This window comes from Pseudovibrio sp. Ad46 (assembly GCF_001623065.1).
Lineage (GTDB): Bacteria > Pseudomonadota > Alphaproteobacteria > Rhizobiales > Stappiaceae > Pseudovibrio.
Genome location: NZ_LMCG01000046.1, coordinates 60,063 through 80,406, shown reverse-complemented (window position 1 = coordinate 80,406; position 20,344 = coordinate 60,063). Strand labels below are relative to the sequence as shown.

At 51.4% G+C, this 20,344-nt stretch carries 20 protein-coding genes; 8 read left to right on the top strand and 12 right to left on the bottom strand.

The genetic code is table 11. From position 1 onward, the window contains the following. Nucleotide 1: 1 nt before the first annotated feature. Nucleotides 2-517: a TRAP transporter small permease subunit gene (locus PsAD46_RS11535; RefSeq protein WP_057461315.1), complete on the bottom strand. Its 516-nt coding sequence runs from the start codon at nucleotides 515-517 to the stop codon at nucleotides 2-4. Nucleotides 518-660: 143 nt separating this feature from the next. Between PsAD46_RS11535 and PsAD46_RS11530 the strand changes: the two genes are divergently transcribed. Further along, nucleotides 661-1,602, top strand: coding sequence for a LysR substrate-binding domain-containing protein (locus PsAD46_RS11530; protein WP_063293450.1), 942 nt, complete (start codon nucleotides 661-663; stop codon nucleotides 1,600-1,602). A gap of 95 nt (nucleotides 1,603-1,697) precedes the next feature. Here PsAD46_RS11530 and PsAD46_RS11525 read toward each other — a convergent pair whose 3' ends face one another. The 3 genes from PsAD46_RS11525 to PsAD46_RS11515 are packed head-to-tail and all read right to left on the bottom strand — an operon-like array spanning nucleotide 1,698 to nucleotide 3,391. Next, nucleotides 1,698-2,315: a pyridoxamine 5'-phosphate oxidase family protein gene (locus PsAD46_RS11525; RefSeq protein ID WP_063293451.1), complete on the bottom strand. Its 618-nt coding sequence runs from the start codon at nucleotides 2,313-2,315 to the stop codon at nucleotides 1,698-1,700. 14 nt (nucleotides 2,316-2,329) lie between these two features. Then, nucleotides 2,330-2,794 (bottom strand): nuclear transport factor 2 family protein, encoded by a 465-nt coding sequence (locus PsAD46_RS11520; protein ID WP_063293452.1) that lies wholly within the window; start codon nucleotides 2,792-2,794, stop codon nucleotides 2,330-2,332. 51 nt (nucleotides 2,795-2,845) lie between these two features. Continuing rightward, nucleotides 2,846-3,391, bottom strand: a complete 546-nt coding sequence (locus tag PsAD46_RS11515) for a carboxymuconolactone decarboxylase family protein (RefSeq protein ID WP_063287619.1) — start codon at nucleotides 3,389-3,391, stop codon at nucleotides 2,846-2,848. 131 nt (nucleotides 3,392-3,522) lie between these two features. Here PsAD46_RS11515 and PsAD46_RS11510 point away from each other — a divergent pair, with 131 nt between their 5' ends. Next, the gene (locus PsAD46_RS11510; protein WP_063293453.1) at nucleotides 3,523-4,422 is read left to right on the top strand and encodes a LysR family transcriptional regulator; all 900 of its coding nucleotides are present in this window, start codon (nucleotides 3,523-3,525) and stop codon (nucleotides 4,420-4,422) included. Nucleotides 4,423-4,480: 58 nt separating this feature from the next. Here the strand turns inward: PsAD46_RS11510 and PsAD46_RS11505 are convergent, their stop codons facing one another. Genes PsAD46_RS11505 through PsAD46_RS11495 form a run of 3 tightly spaced genes read right to left on the bottom strand, consistent with a single transcriptional unit; the run spans nucleotide 4,481 to nucleotide 8,222 of the window. After that, on the bottom strand, nucleotides 4,481-5,269 hold the full coding sequence (locus tag PsAD46_RS11505; protein ID WP_063293454.1) for an enoyl-CoA hydratase-related protein: 789 nt from the start codon (nucleotides 5,267-5,269) through the stop codon (nucleotides 4,481-4,483). 2 nt (nucleotides 5,270-5,271) lie between these two features. Continuing rightward, nucleotides 5,272-6,585: a hypothetical protein gene (locus tag PsAD46_RS11500; protein ID WP_063293455.1), complete on the bottom strand. Its 1,314-nt coding sequence runs from the start codon at nucleotides 6,583-6,585 to the stop codon at nucleotides 5,272-5,274. Beyond that, a complete protein-coding gene (locus tag PsAD46_RS11495) occupies nucleotides 6,585-8,222 on the bottom strand; it encodes an AMP-binding protein (protein ID WP_063293456.1) in 1,638 nt (545 codons plus the stop codon). The genes PsAD46_RS11500 and PsAD46_RS11495 overlap by 1 nt, the downstream gene beginning before the upstream one ends. 152 nt (nucleotides 8,223-8,374) lie before the next feature. On the opposite strand from PsAD46_RS11495, the gene PsAD46_RS11490 reads away from it, so the two are divergent. The 3 genes from PsAD46_RS11490 to PsAD46_RS11480 all read left to right on the top strand — a co-directional run bounded on the left by PsAD46_RS11490 (nucleotide 8,375) and on the right by PsAD46_RS11480 (nucleotide 10,666). Continuing rightward, nucleotides 8,375-9,196 (top strand): DUF6502 family protein, encoded by an 822-nt coding sequence (locus tag PsAD46_RS11490; protein ID WP_063293457.1) that lies wholly within the window; start codon nucleotides 8,375-8,377, stop codon nucleotides 9,194-9,196. Further along, nucleotides 9,196-10,086 (top strand): DUF5666 domain-containing protein, encoded by an 891-nt coding sequence (locus tag PsAD46_RS11485; protein ID WP_063293458.1) that lies wholly within the window; start codon nucleotides 9,196-9,198, stop codon nucleotides 10,084-10,086. The genes PsAD46_RS11490 and PsAD46_RS11485 overlap by 1 nt, the downstream gene beginning before the upstream one ends. A 184-nt stretch (nucleotides 10,087-10,270) precedes the next feature. After that, nucleotides 10,271-10,666, top strand: a complete 396-nt coding sequence (locus PsAD46_RS11480; protein WP_063306914.1) for a hypothetical protein — start codon at nucleotides 10,271-10,273, stop codon at nucleotides 10,664-10,666. A 90-nt stretch (nucleotides 10,667-10,756) separates the two neighbouring features. Here the strand turns inward: PsAD46_RS11480 and PsAD46_RS11475 are convergent, their stop codons facing one another. Both PsAD46_RS11475 and PsAD46_RS11470 read right to left on the bottom strand, forming a co-directional pair. Next, nucleotides 10,757-12,145 (bottom strand): NAD(P)(+) transhydrogenase (Re/Si-specific) subunit beta, encoded by a 1,389-nt coding sequence (locus PsAD46_RS11475; protein ID WP_063306913.1) that lies wholly within the window; start codon nucleotides 12,143-12,145, stop codon nucleotides 10,757-10,759. 18 nt (nucleotides 12,146-12,163) lie between these two features. Then, nucleotides 12,164-13,732 (bottom strand): Re/Si-specific NAD(P)(+) transhydrogenase subunit alpha, encoded by a 1,569-nt coding sequence (locus PsAD46_RS11470; protein WP_057461303.1) that lies wholly within the window; start codon nucleotides 13,730-13,732, stop codon nucleotides 12,164-12,166. 844 nt (nucleotides 13,733-14,576) lie between these two features. Between PsAD46_RS11470 and PsAD46_RS11465 the strand changes: the two genes are divergently transcribed. Both PsAD46_RS11465 and PsAD46_RS11460 read left to right on the top strand, forming a co-directional pair. Beyond that, nucleotides 14,577-14,924 (top strand): hypothetical protein, encoded by a 348-nt coding sequence (locus PsAD46_RS11465; protein WP_208981801.1) that lies wholly within the window; start codon nucleotides 14,577-14,579, stop codon nucleotides 14,922-14,924. A gap of 121 nt (nucleotides 14,925-15,045) precedes the next feature. Further along, complete coding sequence (locus PsAD46_RS11460; protein ID WP_063293462.1) at nucleotides 15,046-15,342, top strand: hypothetical protein; 297 nt, start codon at nucleotides 15,046-15,048, stop codon at nucleotides 15,340-15,342. 119 nt (nucleotides 15,343-15,461) lie between these two features. On the opposite strand, the gene PsAD46_RS11455 is transcribed toward PsAD46_RS11460, so the two are convergent. The 3 genes from PsAD46_RS11455 to PsAD46_RS11445 form a co-directional block, all read right to left on the bottom strand. Further along, nucleotides 15,462-16,973: an FG-GAP repeat protein gene (locus tag PsAD46_RS11455; protein WP_063306912.1), complete on the bottom strand. Its 1,512-nt coding sequence runs from the start codon at nucleotides 16,971-16,973 to the stop codon at nucleotides 15,462-15,464. Between the two features lie 187 nt (nucleotides 16,974-17,160). Beyond that, nucleotides 17,161-17,511, bottom strand: a complete 351-nt coding sequence (locus PsAD46_RS11450) for a RidA family protein (protein ID WP_063306911.1) — start codon at nucleotides 17,509-17,511, stop codon at nucleotides 17,161-17,163. Nucleotides 17,512-17,528: 17 nt separating this feature from the next. Further along, the gene (locus PsAD46_RS11445) at nucleotides 17,529-18,629 is read right to left on the bottom strand and encodes an FAD-binding oxidoreductase (protein ID WP_063306910.1); all 1,101 of its coding nucleotides are present in this window, start codon (nucleotides 18,627-18,629) and stop codon (nucleotides 17,529-17,531) included. Nucleotides 18,630-19,326: 697 nt separating this feature from the next. On the opposite strand from PsAD46_RS11445, the gene PsAD46_RS11440 reads away from it, so the two are divergent. Beyond that, nucleotides 19,327-20,310, top strand: a complete 984-nt coding sequence (locus tag PsAD46_RS11440; RefSeq protein WP_063306909.1) for a TRAP transporter substrate-binding protein — start codon at nucleotides 19,327-19,329, stop codon at nucleotides 20,308-20,310. Nucleotides 20,311-20,344 lie beyond the last annotated feature (34 nt).

The following is a 20,344-nucleotide window of genomic DNA, read 5'->3' as shown; positions in this document are numbered from 1 at the left end:
ATCAGGCCAGCTCCTCTTTTGGGGATTCTGTGGTGGTTGGGAGCGGCTCAGGGAACGTCCCTGTCAAAACCTGATGGATGTGTCGGCCCAGCTGAATTGCGGTGAACACCATCATCAGGACAAGGCCGGTGATCAGCGATATGTCCACGTAAAAAGTCGGGATGTAGAGGGTCGGGCTTTCACGCCACACACGCATAGAATATTTGGTGAAATCCCATGCCCAGTAGGTGAGCCAACAACCAATCGCGAGGCTTAATGCTTCCCCAATGAGGGCGAGCACGGCCACTTGCTTTGGTGTTTTAAGGAAGATTTCCAGAACGTTGGCGCGGATATGGCTGTTTTCACGGGATGCGTTGACCGCGCCCACCATGTAGAGCCACATTGTTGGATAAAGCAGACTTTCTTCCAGCCCCAGAACTGGAATTTCAAGCAGGTATCGCGTGATCACCTGTACAAATTGGCCCAGTGCAACAAGGCATATCAGCCCCGTCAACAGCAGGCTCATTAAGCGATCCATCAGCAATCCTCCCTAAGTAGATGTCCGCAGCGCTGTTCGGGGAAGATTTCGATTTTGACCTATAAAATCAAAGTGATTTAATCTATTAAGGTATAGAAAAAAATTATGGGGCATGTAATTGCCACACAATAACAGGCGGTTACATGAACCTGAGTTTTCGACAGTTGCAGGCATTTCGTGAAGTTATGCGAACGGGCTCAATCTCTGAGGCGGCACGTATCCTTGGTCGGACGCAACCTGCAGTAAGTTCTCTGATTTCCAATCTGGAACAGGAACTGGGGATCGAACTGTTTGAACGTCAGCGCGGCAAACTCCTCCGAAAACCGGAAGCGCAGTTCTTTTTGGGGGAAGCAGAAGCAATTCTGGACCGCCTCGCCCGTTCGACACGGACCATGCGCGAAATTGGCTCTTTGCAGCAGGGGCGGCTCAACGTGGCGTTCATGCCGGCCTCCTCTCAGGTGCTTATTCCGCAGCTGATCTCAGAGTTTGTCCAAGACAAACCGGAGGTGAAGGTCTCGCTGATGATGCGCGGGTCCAACGTGATTGAAGAATGGGTCGCCTCTCAGCAATATGATGTAGGACTGGCAGAAACCCCTGCTCCCAACAGTGCGTTGATTACGCATGATTTCCTGCTCAACTGTATTTGTGCCTTACGGAGTGATGATCCGTTGGCACGCAAAGAGGTCATTGAAGCAAAGGACCTTTCGGGCAAGCCGTTGGCGACATTGCCTGAAATGCACCCCAATTGCGTTTCCACGCGCATGGCGTTTGAGGAGCAGAAAGCGGAGTTCAACCAACGCTTTGAACTGCGTAACTTCCTCCCGGCCCTGAAGCTGGTGGAAGATGGCTTGTGCTATTGCATTTGTGACCCGATGACGGCGGACGGTTATCTGAACACGGCACGCGAACACAGCTCTCTCGTTTTCCGCCCGTTTGCACCCAAGGTGGTGCTGGCGATCTCAATTTTGCTGCCGTCCCAACGTCCGGCGTCTGCATTGGCAGACGCGTTCAGCGAAAAACTGCTGGGCGCAGTTACGGAGATTGAAAGGAAGCAATGGGGAGATTTTTATGGGGGGCCACAATAGTGGTGAAGGGTAGTGCGTATTCCCGAGATTAGGGCCAGATAAGTTTCGGGAATACGCAGTAACGGGTGAGTTTGCTCACCCGCTATTCGATATAATCAGCTCGCTTGTACGGCGCTTTGCAGCTTCTGGATCTGTTCTTGCAGTTCAGCGATCTTCTGTTCTTTTTCTTCCAGAGCGGATTTGACCCAATCTGCGTCGATGCGCACTGGAATGTGCTGCGGGCAGTTGGCATCCCATGCATCAACACTGAAGATAATTGCCTGCTCTGGAGCAGCACGATAGGGTTGATCGTAATCCATCAGCTGTTCAATCAAGCCCGGGTCATCCTCGATGACCTTAGCTGTGCCCCAGATCTTGATCCGCGTCTTCTGCATGTAATCGATTAGAAATATGAAGGCCTTGGAATTATCTTCCAGATTTCCCTGACTGATGTATTGCCGGTTGCCGCGAAAATCCGCAAACCCGAGGTGGCGATTGTCCAGCACCTTAAGGAACCCGGTTGGGCCCCCACGATGCTGAATATAGGGTTGACCATCAGCATTGGACGTTGCCAGAAAGAAGCTGCGCTGATCGGCGATGTACCGCGCCAGTTCTTCTGTTACTTCGTTTTTCCAACCACCGCCCTCTTCCATGCTGGCATAGCCGCGTCGCGAGCCTTTGCGGCTCTGGATGGCTTTCACTGTGGGAGTGAAGGCAATATCACTGGAATACATGGGGTTTCCTCCAGTTACAGACCCAGATCACTCAGGCTTGCATGATCATCAGGGCGGTGACCCAGCGGCCAATGGAACTTGCGGTCCTCTGGTGTGATCGGATGCTCGTTGATGCTTGCAATCCGGCGCTTCATGAGGCCGTCCTCTGCAAACTCCCAGTTTTCATTACCGTAGGCTCTGAACCACTGTCCGGAGTCGTCATGATACTCGTAGGCAAAGCGAACCGCGATCCGGTCTCCCTCAAAGGCCCATAGCTCTTTAATAAGGCGGTAATCGAGCTCTCGAGCCCATTTGCGAGTGAGCAGCTGCTCAATCTCAGGGCGTCCAGTTACAAATTCTGCTCTGTTCCGCCATTGGCAGTCTGGCGTGTAGGCCAAAGCTACCTTTTGCGGATCTCTAGAGTTCCAGCCATCTTCCGCCGCACGGATTTTGATGCTGGCTGTTTCCCGTGTGAATGGAGGGAGTGGTGGTCTGGTCATGACGATCTCCGGAAGGGTGGCAGGTGGATTGGGCTCCACCCGCCCGTGGTGTTAGGCAAGTTCTTTAACAGCAGGGAAGTCAACTTCGGTTCCCAAAACTTCGTTCATGTAGTTGGTCAGCGTGTTCAGAGCGACATGGCCAACAATTTCAACGAGTTCCGCGTCAGAATAACCAGCGTCGCGTACAGCCCGCACCTGCGCATCAGAAACCTTTCCGCGGTTTTTGACGATTGCGACGGCAAACTCGACGGCAACGGCTGCTTTCGCATCTTCAGAACTGCCGCGGCGGTTCTTGGCAATTTCATCTGCAGAGAGTTTGGCAAGGTTGGATGCAAGGTAAGTATGCGCGGAGAGGCAGTAGTTACAGCCATTCTGCTCGCCAACGGCCAATGCGAGACGCTCACGAGTAGCGGCTGGCAGTGTTCCTTTGCCGAGCGCACCGTTCAAACCGAGGTAACCTTCCAGCGCCTGCGGGCTGTTGGCAACAATTCGGAACAGATTTGGCACCGAGCCGAGCTGAGAGTTGACGGCCTGAAGGGAAGTCTGGGAGCCCTGAGGAGCTGCCTCAATGGAAGATGGGGTAGGAATGCGTGACATTATTTTATCTCCATATTTTTGAAATCGGATGATGGTCTTCATGTAACCAATGTTTGAAAGGAAATAATTGGGCTTCTGTGCAATTCACTATTACACTCAGCGCAATAAATGAGCGTGATTGTGGGATTGAAATGGATAAGCTCGAAACAATGCAGGTGTTTGTAGAAGTGGCTGAACGGGAGAGCTTCGTGGAAGCCAGCAAGAAGCTTGGCCTTTCAGCTCCTGCCGTCACTCGCTCCATTGCCCGGCTGGAGCAATCCCTTGGCACAAGATTATTCAACCGAACCACTCGTCACGTCCGACTGACGGATGCGGGCAGGCACTATCTTTGCGATGTAAAAGGCATTTTGGAGAGCGTCGAACAGGCAGAAGCGTTTGTCAGCGGCAGTTATGCCAAGCCGATCGGCGAGCTTTCCATCACAGCGCCCATACTGTTTGGGCAGAAGTACATTATCCCTTTGATCACAGAGTACCTCGACCTCTACCCTGAAGTGACTGCCAATGCCGAGTTCTACGATCGCATCGTCAATATGGTGGAAGATAATCTGGACGTGGCGTTCCGTATCGGACATCTGCAGGATTCCGGGCTTTATGCGACCCGCGTGGGTAGCATCCGCCGCGTGATTTGTGCTTCACCAACGTATTTTAGTGAGCACGGCACCCCGCAAACACCGTCAGACCTTGCCGAGCACAAGATCATCCAGCCGACATCGGTTGAAACGAGCAACCATTGGAAGTTTGCTGGAGAGAAGGCCGAGGTGGTGAAGATCAACCCATATTTGCGCTGCAACCACAACTGTGCAGCTATTCAGGCAGCGACAGGTGGGGCTGGCATTACCCGATTGCTGTCCTATCAAGTGGCGAAAGACGTTTCGAATGGTGTGCTTCAGTTGGCGCTGGAGGATTATGAGCCTGAGCCGCTTCCAGTCCACATCGTTTACATGGAAGGTCGCCGTGCCAGCGCTAAAGTGCGTTCCTTCGTGGACTTCGCTGCTGAGCGCTTGCGAGACAATCCGTTTATCGGTGATTGATGTTTAAGAGCTGAAACGCCCGGAAAGCTGATATCGCATCCGGGCGTTTCTCGTTTAGTTAAGCGTCTTCCTGCTGAGCCTGCTCATTGAAATTTGGTGGTCGCTTTTCAAGGAACGCGGCCATGCCCTCTTTCTGGGCAGGTGAACCAAACAAGGCATGGTACATCTGCCGTTCAAAGCGGATACCATTTTCCAATGAGTTTTCATCCGCCGCATTTACGCAGGCCCGTGCCATCATGGTGATGTCTCGGGCATATCCCGCAATGGTTTTTGCAGTCTCATTCGCAACGGACATCAGCTCATCTGCAGGGATCTTTCTGCTGATGAGACCCATGTCGTAAGCCTCTTGCGCATCAATCATGCGGCCTGTGAGGATGAGATCCATGGCGCGTGCTTTACCAACCAACTTGGTCAGACGCTGAGACCCACCAATGCCTGGAATACAGCCGATCTTCACTTCCGGCTGGCCAAACTTAGCCGTGTCTGACGCCAAAATGATATCGCACATCATGGCGACCTCACAGCCGCCGCCCAAGGCATAGCCGGAGACCGCTGCAATCTTCGGGATGCGAAGCGCTGCAAAACGATCCCATCCGGTGAAAAAGTTGCTGGCGTACATGCTGGCATAATCCTGCACGTTGAGCTCTGCGATATCAGCACCTGCTGCAAAGGCTCGCTCATTACCAGTCAGAATTAGGCACCCGATGGCAGGATCTGCATCATATTTAGTTGCCGCATCCAGCACCTCTTCCAGAACCTGGGAGTTAAGTGCATTCAGCGCTTTTGGCCGATTGAAGCGAATGATTGCAACGCGGCCTTCGACAGATGTTTCAATGGTTTCATACATGATCAGCTATCCCAAATTGCGCCGTAAGCAGGAATGCCGAAGCTTTCCATGTCGTGAACGAGTTTGCGGGTCAATTTCTGGTTGGAAATTACAATGACAGCCTCTGCTCCGCTCTCTTCAACTGCTTTCAGAGTTAATGCGGTCAGATCAGGCTTTCCTTGAGAATCCGTATCCCAGATCACCGGGTTCTCAGTGCTTGCCTCAATCTCATCAACGAAAGCATCGCCATAGGTTTTACGTGGGTTGCGTGTGGACCAAATCACCTTGTTCGGCACGTCACCTGCGAGCAGATGCGGCACGATTGGGCCAATGCCAGAACCAGTGCCGACGTAAACCACCTTCTTGAACAACACTTCGATACGCGCAACACCAGAGGTGGTGATGCCCTTCACCCAAACATGGCTTGGCGGGTTTTCAATGAAGTCTCCTGTCCAGTCCCCTGCCCGACTGATCGCGAGACGATACCCAGACTCTTTCGGAGACGGGATATTGGCAAACGCGTGATACTCGCCAAATGGTGTGTGACTGATTGCGTTTGAGCTGCCCGGGAAGGGAGTATCGCCATAATCGAACTTCGCCAAAACAGCATGGTTAGAAGGCTTTACCACGTCCACTTTGACACGCTTCAACGACAGCCATGGTGAGACGATGGACAGTGTGATCAGGCAGAGCATCCAGAATGCTGGGGTTTCCATAAGAACGCCACCAGTATCTTGCGTGATAGAAACAGTCTGTGCCCAAAACAAGCCAAGCACTGTCCAACCAACAAAACGGTGCACCTTCTCAAAGGTGTTATGATGGCGCGCGCGGAAACCTCCTTGTGCCGTGACGATCAGCAGGACCATCAACGAGACCATCGCCCCGCTGAGAGCAAGCGTTTGGTCTGACGGCAACGCTGCCCCTTCAATACGGTTAGCCACCATGGCGTAAAGCAGGAAGCCAAACCAGATTGTGCCGGACACTGTGCTGCTGGAATGAAGGCCACCGAAATGAAACACTTTGCCTGCACCCCAACGAAGCCAGAGCGGCCAGCTGGTTGGAATGCGGGTTGCCAGCCAGAACAAGGCGTTGACCACCCGTTGCTGCCGGATCAGGATGCCAAGAGACAGGTTGATCAGCGCCATATCTGCAATAGCACCAAGAGCAAAGCCGGTTTCGGCAAACCAGCGTCCCTCCTGTAAACCAGCGATGAAGACTGCGATATTGACCACGGCGACCAGCATCACCAGTCGGTTGTATTCCATCAAGGATGGATGGCGCGTAATACGACGCCAGTTGTAACTGCGTGTTTCGGCAGTTGTTGCTTCAATAGTCATTAATTTAACTCCACACCCTGAGCGTCAATATGGTCTTGTGCCAGCTTCAAAAGCAGGCGCTTGTCCAACTTCCCGCGTGGTGTGCGAGGCAACTCATCCATGGAAAGGATCAGTGTTGGACTACAATAATAAGGAAGTTTGTCTTTCACGGACTGCGCCGCGGTGTTGGTGCACACATTCGCCGGACTGATGAAGGCGACCAGGTTACGGCTGTCGAACTTGAGCGTGACCGCCTGATCACAGCCTTCCGTCGCTTCCAATGTGTTGGAAACGCCATCCAGCTCAACGCGAAAACCTCGGATTTTCACCAGATCATCAACCCGTCCAAAGTGCTCCAGCTCTCCGGTGTTTGTCCAGCGTCCAAGGTCTTTGGTGCGGAACATCATGTGACCGGGACGGAATGGGTCAGGTCGATAACGGTCAAGCGTAAGCTCGGGATTGGCAAGGTATCCAGCAGTTACACAATCACCACCAGCCCACATTTCGCCCTTCTCGCCAATGGCAACGGGGCGCAGGTTTTCATCCAGAACATAAACCGTGTTGTTGGGTGTCGGGCGCCCAATGGAGAGGATTTCCTTTCCCGGATAATGCGGTTCGGCTGTATTGATGATGGTGGTTTCTGTTGGGCCACAAGAATTGTAGAATCGGCAGAAACTGCTCCATGCGTCTGCAAGTGGTCTTGGGCATGGTTCTCCCGCGACAGCAGCAGTTTGCACCTGCTGGCAACGGCTGTGGTCAAGTGAGTTCAGGATTGACGGTGTTGCAATCAGCACGTCCACCTTTTCGGCTGTTTCCTGAATGCTTTTGCCGCGAATAACCAGCGTAGCGCCGTTTGAAACAGCACCAAGAGTTTCCCAAGCCGCCATATCAAATGCGATCGAAAGAATTTGACCCACCCGAAACCCCGGACGCATGCCAAGATCACCGGGGCTGGTTTGCAAAATGTTGCATAGGTTCTTGTGGGTGATCTGAACGCCATTCGGGACGCCTGTAGTGCCAGAGGTGAACAGGATCATGCACAGATCGTCCGGCTGTGCTTTATGTTGTTCGCCCTCTAGTGGCGTGGCCGGCAGAGTTTCATCCTCGATCACATCTTCAATCGCGATAAGAGTTTGGCCCTCTGCAACCGGCACCTGATCTTTAAGGCTGCGCAGCGTCAGAATGACTTCGGCACCGGTCACTGCTGCGATGTGGTTCAATGCCTTTTCAGGAGCGACGCCCACATGCTGTGGAATATAGGCAGCACCTACGCGAAGAGCTGCGACGATGCCGACCAGCATTGGAATGGAACGCTGCAGGTACAGACAAACGGCGTCCCCTCTCTTTACGCCGTGCTGTGCCAAGGTGTGAGTGAGCCGGTTCGCGGCGTCATTCAGCTCACCGTAGCTGATCTCCTGATCTTGATACTCAGCTGCGACGGCATTTGGCTGCGCAGCCATAAAGTGGTTCATTGCGGAAATGATAGTTGGAAAGCGTGGAGCGGTTTCTGGTCCCCATCCAAAATCCAGAAAACGTTCCTGATCAAAATCGCTCAATGCCGACTGAAGTGGATTACGTGGCGCAACTCCTGTCAGTTTTGGCATGGCCGGAAACACTGGCCGAATGTCATTTAGATAATCTGCAGCAATATCCCGCATGGCGAGTCCCTCTTATGGTGATAATCACTCATTCTAGATAATGGGAAAAATTCCCATTTGAGTATAACAAGTGTTCAACAAGCAGTAACGAATTCGTAGGATGAAAAATTCTGGTGTAATGATTAGAGAACTGGACAGCACAGGAAACGGAAATGAGTCCCGAGCAAACAGACCCTTTTGAGACCGCCCTCACAGCGCTTCTTGCCCCATTGGCAAAAGCGATGGTGGCGCGTGGCGTCACAATCGGGCCAGCGACCGAGGCACTGAAACGGGCCCTGCTCCAGGCCGCTATTGAGGAAAATCCCGGTAAGACGACAGATAGCCGCGTCAGCCTTAAGACCGGCATTCACCGTAAGGATGTCAAACGGTTACGATCTGATGAAAACGGCAGTTCTCTCAAGAAATCCGTCAATGCGACGGCCCTTGCGATCAGTTATTGGGCAACGTCTCCAGAGTTTCAAAGCGCAGAAGGAACGCCCCGGAATTTGCCGCGGCAAGGCAGCGAAAAGGAGCCTGGCTTTGACGAGCTGGTTCGCCTCACACGCGCTGATATGGCGCCTGGAACTGTTCTTGAGGCTCTCGTTGAGCAGGGTGTCGTTACGGAATTAGATGACGGATTTTATCGTTTATTGACTCACGCCCTTTTGCCCGCACCTGGAAGTGCCGAACAAGTTGCTGCCTATCAGGCGACACTTTCGACGCACCTTTCGGCCGCTACCCACAACTTAATTGCCCCTCAGGGAGAAGCTCTCAATTTTGATCGAATCCTGCGTTATTCGCATTTGTCAGAGGAGTCAGTGGAGACTCTGAACAGGTTGACGCAAGAGAAGGCCCAGATGCTTTTGGAAGAAGTCAACGCTCTGGCACGGGAGATGCAAATGAATGATGCGGAACAGACCGCCAATGGCCGTTTTGCCTTTGGGGCCTACGTCCTTCCAAAAAAAAAGCCAAAATCAGATGAGGCTGCTGCGTAATGGTTTGGAGGCACACACTTTCCGCTTTGATAGCATCCACTTTTCTGATCGCTCCAGCAGCAGGCCACGCAGAAGAAGAGCGTGAAGGCGGTATTTTGGGGACTGGCATTGTCGGCACGATTACGCGTCTCGGCAGCATTATCGTAAATGATCAACGCGTCACCTTCCCTCCGGATCTGCCAGTCAAGAATGAACTTGGCCCTCTGACGGCCTCGCAATTGGTACCGGGAGATACGGTTGCCGTTGTTGCTGCTCTGACTGGCTCAAATTGGGAAGCGAAGAGTATCCGCAGAATTGTGCCGATCATCGGGCCTGTTTCTGAAGTGAAGTCAGATGAGACTGGCAGAACCTTTGAGATTATGGGAACGTTCGTTCACGTACCAGAGGCCATCACGACCACGGTGAAGCAAGGGGACTGGGTTGCGATCAGCGGTCTGTGGCAAGATGAAGATGTGGTTGCAACACGCGTTGAGGTGGTTCCACCCCGCCAGTCCGCAGTCATCATCGGCAGTAACCTTTCTGTTGGCGCAAGCAATGTTCCACAGATCGGTAACACGTTGATTGCAGGCATTATTCCGCAACACGTTCAGTCCGGTGATGTTATCCGTGTCATTGGGATACCTGAAGCTGGCAGTATCCGCGCGACCTCGTTAGAGGCTGGGATCTTTGATGGAAAGGTTGGGCTGGTTCAGGCCGAAGGCTACTTGTCTCCGCCAAACTCGACCGGTCTTTACACCTTGCTCGGCTCCGGCATGGTGGCCTTCACAGACCAACCAGACATGATCGACGAAACAGCCAAGGTGGTTGTGTGTGGGTATGATGGCGAGCTTGGAAGTGACCCGACCAAGGCAGCAGATCCTGAATTACTGGAGAAGCTTGGCTGTCAGTAGCTGTCTCGGGAGCGCGTGGCTAAACGGCTACGCGTTCCTGACAAATATCATATACTTGCGTATATCTACCACATACTGTTCTAGCTGATTAATAAGTAGCTACAGACTCTTTGCTTCTTTTGTTCCTTCTGCCTACAAGGCTTGAAAACTGGAGCATTGACAACTGAATTAGGTGGGAACTGAGATGATCAAGTATTTTGTTGGAGCAGTTTTTTTGATTACTGGTCTAAGCACAGCGGCTGCAGAGACACATTCGCGCGATGTCGCCGCGCGCAAAGCGTCCGTTGTCAACGGACATGTCTATTATAACCAAAACCAATGTACCTCAGGTCCAATTGCTCAAGTAAAGGTCAAAGTTGCGCCCAAGCATGGAAGCGTTGAAATCCGCAGAACAACGTACAACCCTCCTAAAGGGCAACGTTGCTACGGAAAGAAGTTTAACGCTGTCGTTGTTGTATACACCCCGAAGAAAGGCTATCACGGCAAGGATACATTTAAGACTAGGTATTCAATGCCTAAGTATGTTCAGGGTAGCCAGATGAATTACTTTACCGATACCTATAAGATAAACGTAAAATAGGTAGTGCCATTTGCAGAGGCATTGCAAGAAAAGAAAACCCCGGAACGTTCCTCACGTTCCGGGGTTTATCGTTTTTATCAAGAAATCAAACTAGCTGATTTTGCTCAGTAGGTTGTTCATGGAACTCTTCGCATCGCCGTAGTACATGCGGGAGTTCTCTTTGTAGAACAGCGGGTTCTCGATGCCGGAGTAACCGGTACCCTGACCACGTTTGGAGATGAACACGTGCTTGGCTTTCCAAACTTCCAGAACTGGCATGCCAGCGATTGGTGAGTTTGGATCTTCCTGAGCAGCCGGGTTCACGATGTCGTTGGCGCCAATGATGATGACAACATCCGTATCAGGGAAGTCATCGTTGATCTCATCCATTTCGAGAACGATATCGTAAGGCACTTTCGCTTCAGCGAGCAACACGTTCATGTGGCCTGGCAGACGGCCTGCAACCGGGTGGATTGCGAAGCGGACGTTCTTGCCTTTGGCACGCAGACGCTTGGTCAGCTCAGAAACAGACTGCTGTGCCTGAGCAACGGCCATGCCGTAACCTGGTACAATCACAACGCTATCTGCATCATTGAGTGTCTCAGCTACGAAGTCCGTATCAGTTGCAACCATCTCGCCTTCGATTTCCTGCGCTGGACCAGTCGTGGTGCCAAAACCGCCAAGAATAACAGAGACAAAGTGACGGTTCATCGCCTTACACATGATGTAAGAGAGGATTGCACCGGAAGAACCAACCAGAGCACCTGTTACGATCAGCAGGTCGTTGCCAAGCAAGAAACCTGTCGCCGCTGCTGCCCAACCGGAGTAGGAGTTCAGCATGGAAACAACAACGGGCATGTCCGCGCCGCCGATGGCCATAACCATGTGCCAACCGATGAAGAAGGCGATTAGGGTCATCAGGTAGAGCGTCCAGGAACCTGCGTGGTTCATGTACATGAACATCAGGATCACTGCGAGAATGAGCAAGCCTGCGTTGAGAGCATGACGACCCGGCAGCAGAAGTGCCTTACCGCCGATCTTTCCTGCAAGTTTGCCATAAGCGACAATGGAGCCGGTGAAGGTGATAGCACCGATGAAGACGCCGATGAAGATTTCAGCTTCATGGATAACCAGCTCCGCGCCTGCCAAACCTGCTGGTGGAGCGATATCAGAGTTGATGCCGATGAACACAGCAGCCAGACCCACGAAGGAGTGCAGAGCTGCCACAAGCTGCGGCATGCCAGTCATTTCAACGCGTTGAGCCACAATCACGCCGGCAGTGGAGCCAACGGTTACAGTCACAAGCAACATGATCAAAACGGCTGGGCTTGTAAGATCAACACCAGGGCCAAATACTGTTGCAAGAACAGCCAGTGCCATACCGGCGATGCCAAACCAAACAGCGCGTTTTGCGCTTTCCTGATTGGACAGACCGCCCAGAGACAGGATGAAGAGTACGGTTGCCGCAATATAAGCGGCGGTTTGAAGTCCAATAGACATAATGCTTCCCTCCCCCGCTTAAGACTTGTTGAACATCTGGAGCATACGGCGCGTGACCATAAACCCGCCGACGATGTTGACCGATGCAATCAGCACCGAGATGCCTGCGAGGAACCAGACGATCCAGCTGCCAGAGCCAAGCTGCAGCACAGCGCCAAGAATGATGATGCCGGAGATTGCGTTGGTAACAGCCATAAGCGGTGTATGCAGGGAGTGAGCCACACCCCAGATGACCTGGAAGCCAACAAACACTGCGAGGACAAACACGATGAAGTGTTGCATAAAGCTTTCAGGGGCATAAGCACCTATCAACGCCATAACAGCACCACCGCCAATCAGAAGACCAAGTTGTTTACGACCGGCAGCTTTGGCAGCCGCAGCCTCTTCAACCGCGAGTTCCTCTGGGGTTTTCTCAGGCGCCTTTGGCTTTTGAGCAGCAATTGCAGCGATCTTCGGCTTAGGCGGTGGGAAGGTGATTTCCCCGTCTTTGGTTGCCGTTGCACCGCGGATAACATCGTCTTCCATGTTGATATTGGCCTGACCGTCTTTCTCAGGGGTCAGATCAAACATCATGTGACGGATGTTGGTCGCGTACAGCGTGGAGGACTGCGTTGCCATGCGGGATGGGAAGTCAGTGTAGCCGATCACGGTGACGCCGTTGTCGGTTACGATCTTCTCGTCCATCTTGGTCAGTTTACAGTTGCCGCCTTTTTCAGCAGCAAGGTCAACAATCACAGAACCCGGCTTCATGGACTGGACCATGTCTTCGGTCCAGAGCTCAGGCGCATCGCGGCCTGGGATCAGTGCTGTGGTGATGACGATGTCAACATCTGGTGCCAATTCGCGGAATTTCGCCAGCTGCGCTTCGCGGAATTCTGGAGAAGAAACAGAGGCATAGCCGCCAGTGGAAGCGCCGTCCTGCTGCTCTTCCTCAAAGTCCAGATAAACGAACTCAGCACCCATGGATTCGACCTGCTCAGCCACTTCCGGGCGAACGTCGAACGCAAGGGTGATCGCACCAAGAGAGGTTGAGGCGCCAATTGCGGCAAGACCTGCAACGCCAGCGCCGATGACGAGCACTTTGGCTGGCGGCACTTTACCGGCAGCGGTGATCTGGCCGGTGAAGAAGCGTGGGAAGTTGTTGCCAGCTTCCATAACAGCGCGGTAACCAGCGATGTTGGCCATGGATGACAGAGCATCCATCTTCTGCGCGCGCGAGATACGCGGCACCATATCCATCGCCAGCACGTTGACCTTTTTATCGGCAAACTGCTGAAGAAGCTCACCATTTTGCGCTGGCCAGAAGAAGCTGATGAGGGTTTGTCCCTCGTGTGTCAGTTCCAGTTCAGACGCTTCGGGCGGACGGACCTTGATAACAATATCTGCGGTTTCCCAGAGCGTTTTTGCATCTGCGATAACCTTTACGCCAGCATCTTTATAATCTGTGTCAGAGAAGTTTGCAGCTTCACCAGCGCCGGATTCAATAGCGCACTCATATCCCAGCTTTTGCAGCTGTTGGGCGCTGTCCGGCGTCAACGCGACCCGACGTTCCCCGTCAAGGACTTCCTTGGCAGCCCCTATGATCATGTTCTAACCTCTTGCCTGTTAAATAGGTTTCCAGCAGAAATCGCTCGTTACCAACTGTTCCAATCGTTTTTTATTCTCTTTCCCAGCGTAGGCGCTGGTATCGTTTTTGTGCAATGCACCAAAGGCCCTAAACTTTACCGAACCGACCAAAGGAATCTCTTTGACCAATTTTACTCGAAAGGCAGGTTAAGCTCCTTTGCGTAAACTGCAAGTCTCTCCTAAAAACTTCGAAAATCCCTTCATCTTTAAAATGGACCTCGTTCAAATCCCAGTAGGGTAAAGCCCTATCTGAACGACAGTTGATCACCTTTACCCAAGTGTTTGAGCTCAAACTAAAGAACGAGGTGGATAAGTGAAATTGAATGAATCTCAATATAGTTCACATATATAAGAGCGAAGGTGAGTATAAACCGCATTTCATGCAGATTATCGGGGTTTATACTTGCATTTGCTCTTAGGCCGCGCAGAGGAAAACTATGCCTAAAGTGGAAGATTAACTGAAATATATTTATGTCTCAGTCTGAAGTTACAGGTAGATATACCAGCTTATCACTTTGGCGCATGTGACAACCTGACATAGAAGCTGCCCCTTCACCCATTCACGAAAGCCACTTTCCGCCTTTGCGTTATTCTGTGCGTTTCTTTGCGCGATTTTGCGTTTTTATGCGTTGCTATGTGAAATCCAGCTGAAATAGGTCTTCAGGAAGGTGGCGTACCACTCCACCACGGTAGGTTCTCACCGCTGTACCCTGACAGGCCAAACTTTGCTGATGATTGTTCTTTGCATACGTGCTAAGGGCGCCCTTCACCAAATTAGAAGACCAACGCTACGGCGCTTCACCGCATGGGCATAAGTTGGCTTGCTGAGGGGCATAAGACAAATCAGATGATGGATGCTTTACGGTACATCGGATTAATCGTGATTTTCGCTGGAACTATCTACTCGTTTCACAAGATCCGGCAGAGGCCAGAATACGAAGAGCTGAGAAAGCGCAATCTCGCGCGCAATCTGAATTTCATCTTCCTGCTGCCCGCATTTTGGTACAAGAAGGAGCCTGCACTGAAGCCAGCCTATGTGAAACTGGCTAAGATTGGTCTTGTTCATGCGTTTGGCGCCCTGTTCGGGATATTGGGCTATTTTTATCTTCTGGATTTCATTTACTTCTATATGACTGGCCGATTACCCTTATAATCTCTGAAAACAGCTGGAAGAATTTATCCCCCTCCTCCAGGTCTGTGGCATTCTGTTTGTATGGAATGCACTCGAAGAATAGACACTCAGAGATAACTGGCTGCAGGGAGAAAACCAAGAAATGGACGCCGCGTTCTATATTGGCATCTTCTTGATCTGTACCGGCAGCCTCTACACCTTTTACAGGATCACTCAGAAGTCAGAATATGATCTGCTGCGAAAGCACTCTTCCAGTAAGAACTATAAGCTCGCTGTTCAAACGCCTGCTTTCTGGCGCAGGCAGGATACCGCGTTCAGGCGCGCATCCGCCAAACTTCTCGCAACTGGCATCCTCTACGCCCTTGGCTTGCCTGTCACAATCTGGCTCTACGCCACCCTCCTCGCTCTTCTGGAGCTCTACTCAGATGGCCGTTTATAAGCCCTCAGAGAGAAAGACCATGTCCCTCTCTCTGAGTGTTTTGCAATTCTGATCAGGAAGAACAGTTGTAAGCCAACAGCTACTCGAAGGGTTCGAAATTGCTGGCTCGCACGCACGACTTAGACAAACTGGAAATCATCTACGTGGAAGTCTGCCAATGAAACATTTTTCAATGTTACAGAGTTATCAGCGTCAAGGGGGATGACCGTATCAGCACCATTCGTGCTGGCAGCAGCAACCACTTCATCGAAATCAGCAAATACCGCCTGATCAAATTCGATCACACCATTTGATCCTTCGCCAACTTCAAAATCTACAAGTGTTGCCTGACCAAAGCCACTTTGCGAGAGATCGAAGGTTTCGTTTTCAGCCATTTCTGGCTGCGTCTCATTAGCCGTGTTGGTGTAGTTGCCGTGCTCGTCTGGTTCAATGACGTAAATTGCGCCCGTATCAAAGGCGGTTTCTGTGTCTTCACCTGGTTTGCCGATGATAATTGCTCCGGCTTCATTGATGGCTACAGAATATCCAAACTCATCGGCATATATTGTATCAGGTACCGCGACTTTAAATTCTTTGTAGCTGCCGTCATCCTGAGCTGTGAACACTGAGACAAAACCACCTGTTTCCGTTGCCTTTGCTCCGATGACGACTACACCAGAAGAATTCATGGCTACAGAGGAGCCAAACATATGGCCATCAGCTGGATCGGATACAGTAAATTCAACTTTTTGAGTGTAGTTTCCTTGTGTGTCTGGTTTGAAAAGCAAAACAGAACCGGCAACATATTTTCCATCAACCATGTTGCCTGGCTGACTCACCAAAATCTCTCCAACATCATTGACTGACACAGCAGCTCCAAGCTGGTCATTAAAGAACAAGTCATCCACTTCGAGTTTGATTGGGTCTTCATATCCATTCTCTGTGGGTTTGTAGACGTATAAAGCCCCTGTTGTAGTTTGCTCGCCAGAAGCCCCGACAGCAATAAGACCATCCTCATTGATGGAGACTGATGAACCAAAGTAGGCGGCTACAGAAGGTGCACTCAGTTTTAGTTCTGTGTAACTCCCATCTTCTTGCGGAGTAAAGACGTAGATAGCGCCGGCGTTATAGACACCGTCTGCATCCTCACCCTTTGCTGCTACTACAATTTGTCCATTTTCATTTACCGAGACTGCAGAGCCGAAGAAGTCAATATGATCGGTATCTGAAGCTATCAGTTTGATGGGGGCAGAATAGTAACCATCTTCACCAAGTGGGTACACATAAACTGCTCCGCCCTGATATAAGCCATCTAGACTGGCATGAGGGGCGCCAACAATCAGAGTGTCGTCGTTCATGATGCTTATTGCCTCACCGAATTGAGCTTCGGTAAGATCTTCTGGTGCGGCTACATATATTTCTTCATAATTGCCATCGCCTAGAGGTCGAAAAATTGTAACGGAGCCAGATCGGATCAGGTCTGCTTCAGCAGCCGTGCTTGCTCCTACAGCGATAACCCCTGCCTCATTAATTGCAACAGAATTTCCTAATCTGCCTTCCTGGCTGATTCCTGGTACCGTTAACCTCAGAAACTCAGTAATTAGGTTGGTTTCTTCCGATGAAAGTGAAGGGTTTTGAACTGTGTTGCTCATTGTAACTAACTCTATAAATGATTGCAGTATGCACAAAATAGAAGTTAGGTGTATAAGTAATTTTATGCAACTTTAAAGTGCATTAGCGACAATGAGAAAGCTTCTAAATCGTGTCCTTGAAGCGCTCATTTAGATGCTATTGACATGGGCTCAAAATGAGCCCATGCGTCGAATATAGAGCACCCAATCAAGCCGTGGCGGCTGTGATGAGGATTTCTACTTTGAGGCTGTCGAGGGCGAGTTTGCATTCGCCGCAGGCGCGGGCCGGTGGGTTTTGCGGGTCAACCCATGCGTCCCAAACGGAGTTCATCTCAGCAAAATCGGCAACATCATTCAGCCAGATGGTGGCTTGCAGGATGCGGGACTTGTTGGAGCCAGCGTCTTCCAGCAGTTTCTCAATATTGGCGAGAATGGCGCGGGTCTGGTCAGCTGCGGTTTTGCCGTTGGTGTCGACCTGGCCGGAAAGATGCACGATGCCGTTGTAAACGACGATCTGACTCATGCGTGGGCCTTTGCCCAGGCGAGTAATATCAGACATGGGGGACTTCCTATGCTTTATGTAAATCGGTTTGGTGAAAGCGCTGCCACGATCTCCTCCGGGAGTTCCGAAGGACGGTTGAGGCAGAGATCTGCGGTGAGACGGGAGAGCGCCGGACTGGTTTGAATGCCGTAACCACCTTGAGCGGCGAGCCAGAAGAAGCCTTCTGCATCAGGAGCAAACCCAACAACGGGGCTGCGATCCTCCACGAAGCTGCGAAGGCCTGCCCAGCTGTGTTCCACACGGGTGACGGAGAAGTTCACGGCATTTTCAAAACGGTACAGGCCTTCGGCGAGCACCATGTCATCTACAAAGGCATCATGAGGTTCAACAGGGTCTGCATCCACAGGAGAGACGAGCAGTTTTCCCGCTTCTGGCTTGGCGTAGAAGGGTTCTGCAGCGCCCTCAAACAAGGGCCAGTTGCTGCTGTCGACACCGTCCGGCAAGGGCAAAATTGCAGCGGTCCGGCGTTTTGGGGTTAGGCCAATTGTTTTGATGCCTGCAAGTTCTGCAATCTTATCAGCCCATGCGCCTGCGGCGTTGATCAGAACAGGCGCGCAAAATACGCCTTTGGGCGTGGTCACCTGCCAAAGTCCGTCTTGCCGCTCTATTTGATTGGCAGGTGCTGAAAGGACGATCTCTCCACCGCGGGACTTGAAGAGGCGGGCATAGCCTTGAAACAGGCGGTCCACGTCAATGTCCAATGCGTTAGGCTCGTAAAGCGCGGAGGAGACTTTTTCCGGGTCGAGGATTGGGACCATGGCAAGGGCTTCTTCAGCGCTGCGCGTCTCCAACCCTTCTGCGTCTTCCTCGTAGGTTTCCAGCTGATCTTCCTTGCCCTTTTCCGCCAGCATCAATAGCCCGCGCCGCGTGAGCACGGACCCCTCGCAGATGCCTTGCGGGTTCATGAGGGTGGGTTCGGAAGCTGCGTTTAAGGCGCGGATGACGGCATTGCCGTAGTTGCGAATGAAGATAGCAGCAGAGCGGCCTGTTGAGTGATGGCCGATCACATCTTCCATTTCCAGCACAATGGCTTTTGCGTTCTCTACCAGTTGAGAGGCTGCACTGATGCCAGCGATACCGCCGCCGATAATCAGGAAATCGCAATGCTGTGCCATGTCAAACCTCACAAAGATAAAAAGCAAGGCTGATATATCTAGTAAAGCGCGCGGCGATGCGAGGAAAAACCGATCTTACGCACTTTTATGTTGTTCTCATAACAATGTTTGGACCGCAGGTTTTCATTTGGTTGGGATGGCTTGAAGTATTGGTCAGCCAATTTTGAAAGAGCTAAGAACTGCCAAAGAATACGAATCTCTCTCGGGATAAACTGGGAACTACTCTGAGGTTGTATGTATTTGGTCGACCTATTTTGGGTGATTTCGATCGAGAGGTCGGACATTTTTTCAGATCGGCTGCCAATGCCTGCCAGTCAGTATAGTTAAATGTAAGTTTCTGTCGGATTTAGCATAAAGTCCGGCGTTGAAATAAAGAGGTCGGTTACTGCGAGCTGTGTTCGATGTAAGTTGACGCTAATATTATTATTACTCAGAAAGCATTAGTAAACCGCACTTTTTATGAAGGTTATGTGACTTGCATCATCTATGTTTTGTTTTTCTGGGGTGCGTTCCGCGAGGCGTGACCAATTGTCAGTGCCAACACCTAGATTTGATATTTTGGTTGACCTTTTTGTGAAATTGGTCAGAAGTACTGGTAAGGGATGTCGCCGAAGGGAAGATCGGTCTCATTTCGATAAATCGGGAATTCCGTAGCAGGCGTCGTTTGTCTGTGTACTTCAAGGGAGAATTTAGAAGAATGTTCCGCAAGTCTCATTTTATTGGTGCTGTGCTTACATCTGCTCTTATGGTGGGCGCGACCGTTGCAGAAGCGAAGACCCTGAAGGTCAGCCATAACCTGCCGACTGACAACCCGGCACATATCTCTCTGGAGTTCATGGCAAAGCGCGTTAAAGAGCTTTCCGGCGGCGATGTTAAAATGCGCATCTTCGCAAACGCGCAGCTTGGCACACAGCGTGAATCCGTTGAACTGATGCAAAACGGCCTTTTGGACATGGCCCGTTCCAATGCAGCAGAAATGGAAGCCTTTGAAGAGTCATATTCTGCGTTGACCCTCCCATACATCTTTGAGAGCGAAGATCACTATTACAAAGTGTTGACCTCTGATGTTGCTGAAGACGTCTTCATGGCTTCCAAGGACAAAGGCTTTGTTGGTCTGGCGTTTATGGTGGACGGTTCCCGCTCGTTCTACGCAAACAAAGCAATCAACAGCCCAGCTGATCTGAAGGGTATGAAGATCCGCGTTCAGCCTTCCCCATCCGCAATCCAGATGGTTGAATTGCTTGGCGGCGCGCCTACCCCAATCTCCTTCGGCGAGCTGTATTCCGCTCTGCAGCAGGGCGTGGTTGATGGTGCTGAAAACAACCCGCAGGCACTGGTGGATGTGCGCCACGGTGAAGTTGCAAAAGTCTACTCCCGTGATGAGCACACCATGATCCCTGGCGTTCTGATGGTCTCCACCAAAGTGTGGGATGGTCTGGAAGCAGATAGCCAGAAAGCGCTGAAAACAGCTGCACGTGAAATGATGGACTTCCATCGCGACCTTTACAACAAGCAGACCCTTGAAGCGATTGAAGCTGCAAAAACCAAGCTTCAGGTGAAGTTTGTGGAAGTTGAAAAAGCTCCATTCATCAGTGCTGTTCTGCCAATGCATGACGCGCTTGCAGAAAAGTCACCTCAACTGGCTGATCTGGTTGCACGCATCAAAGGCCTTGCTAAATAAGCAAAACACTCTCCGGGCAATGAACTTAAACCCC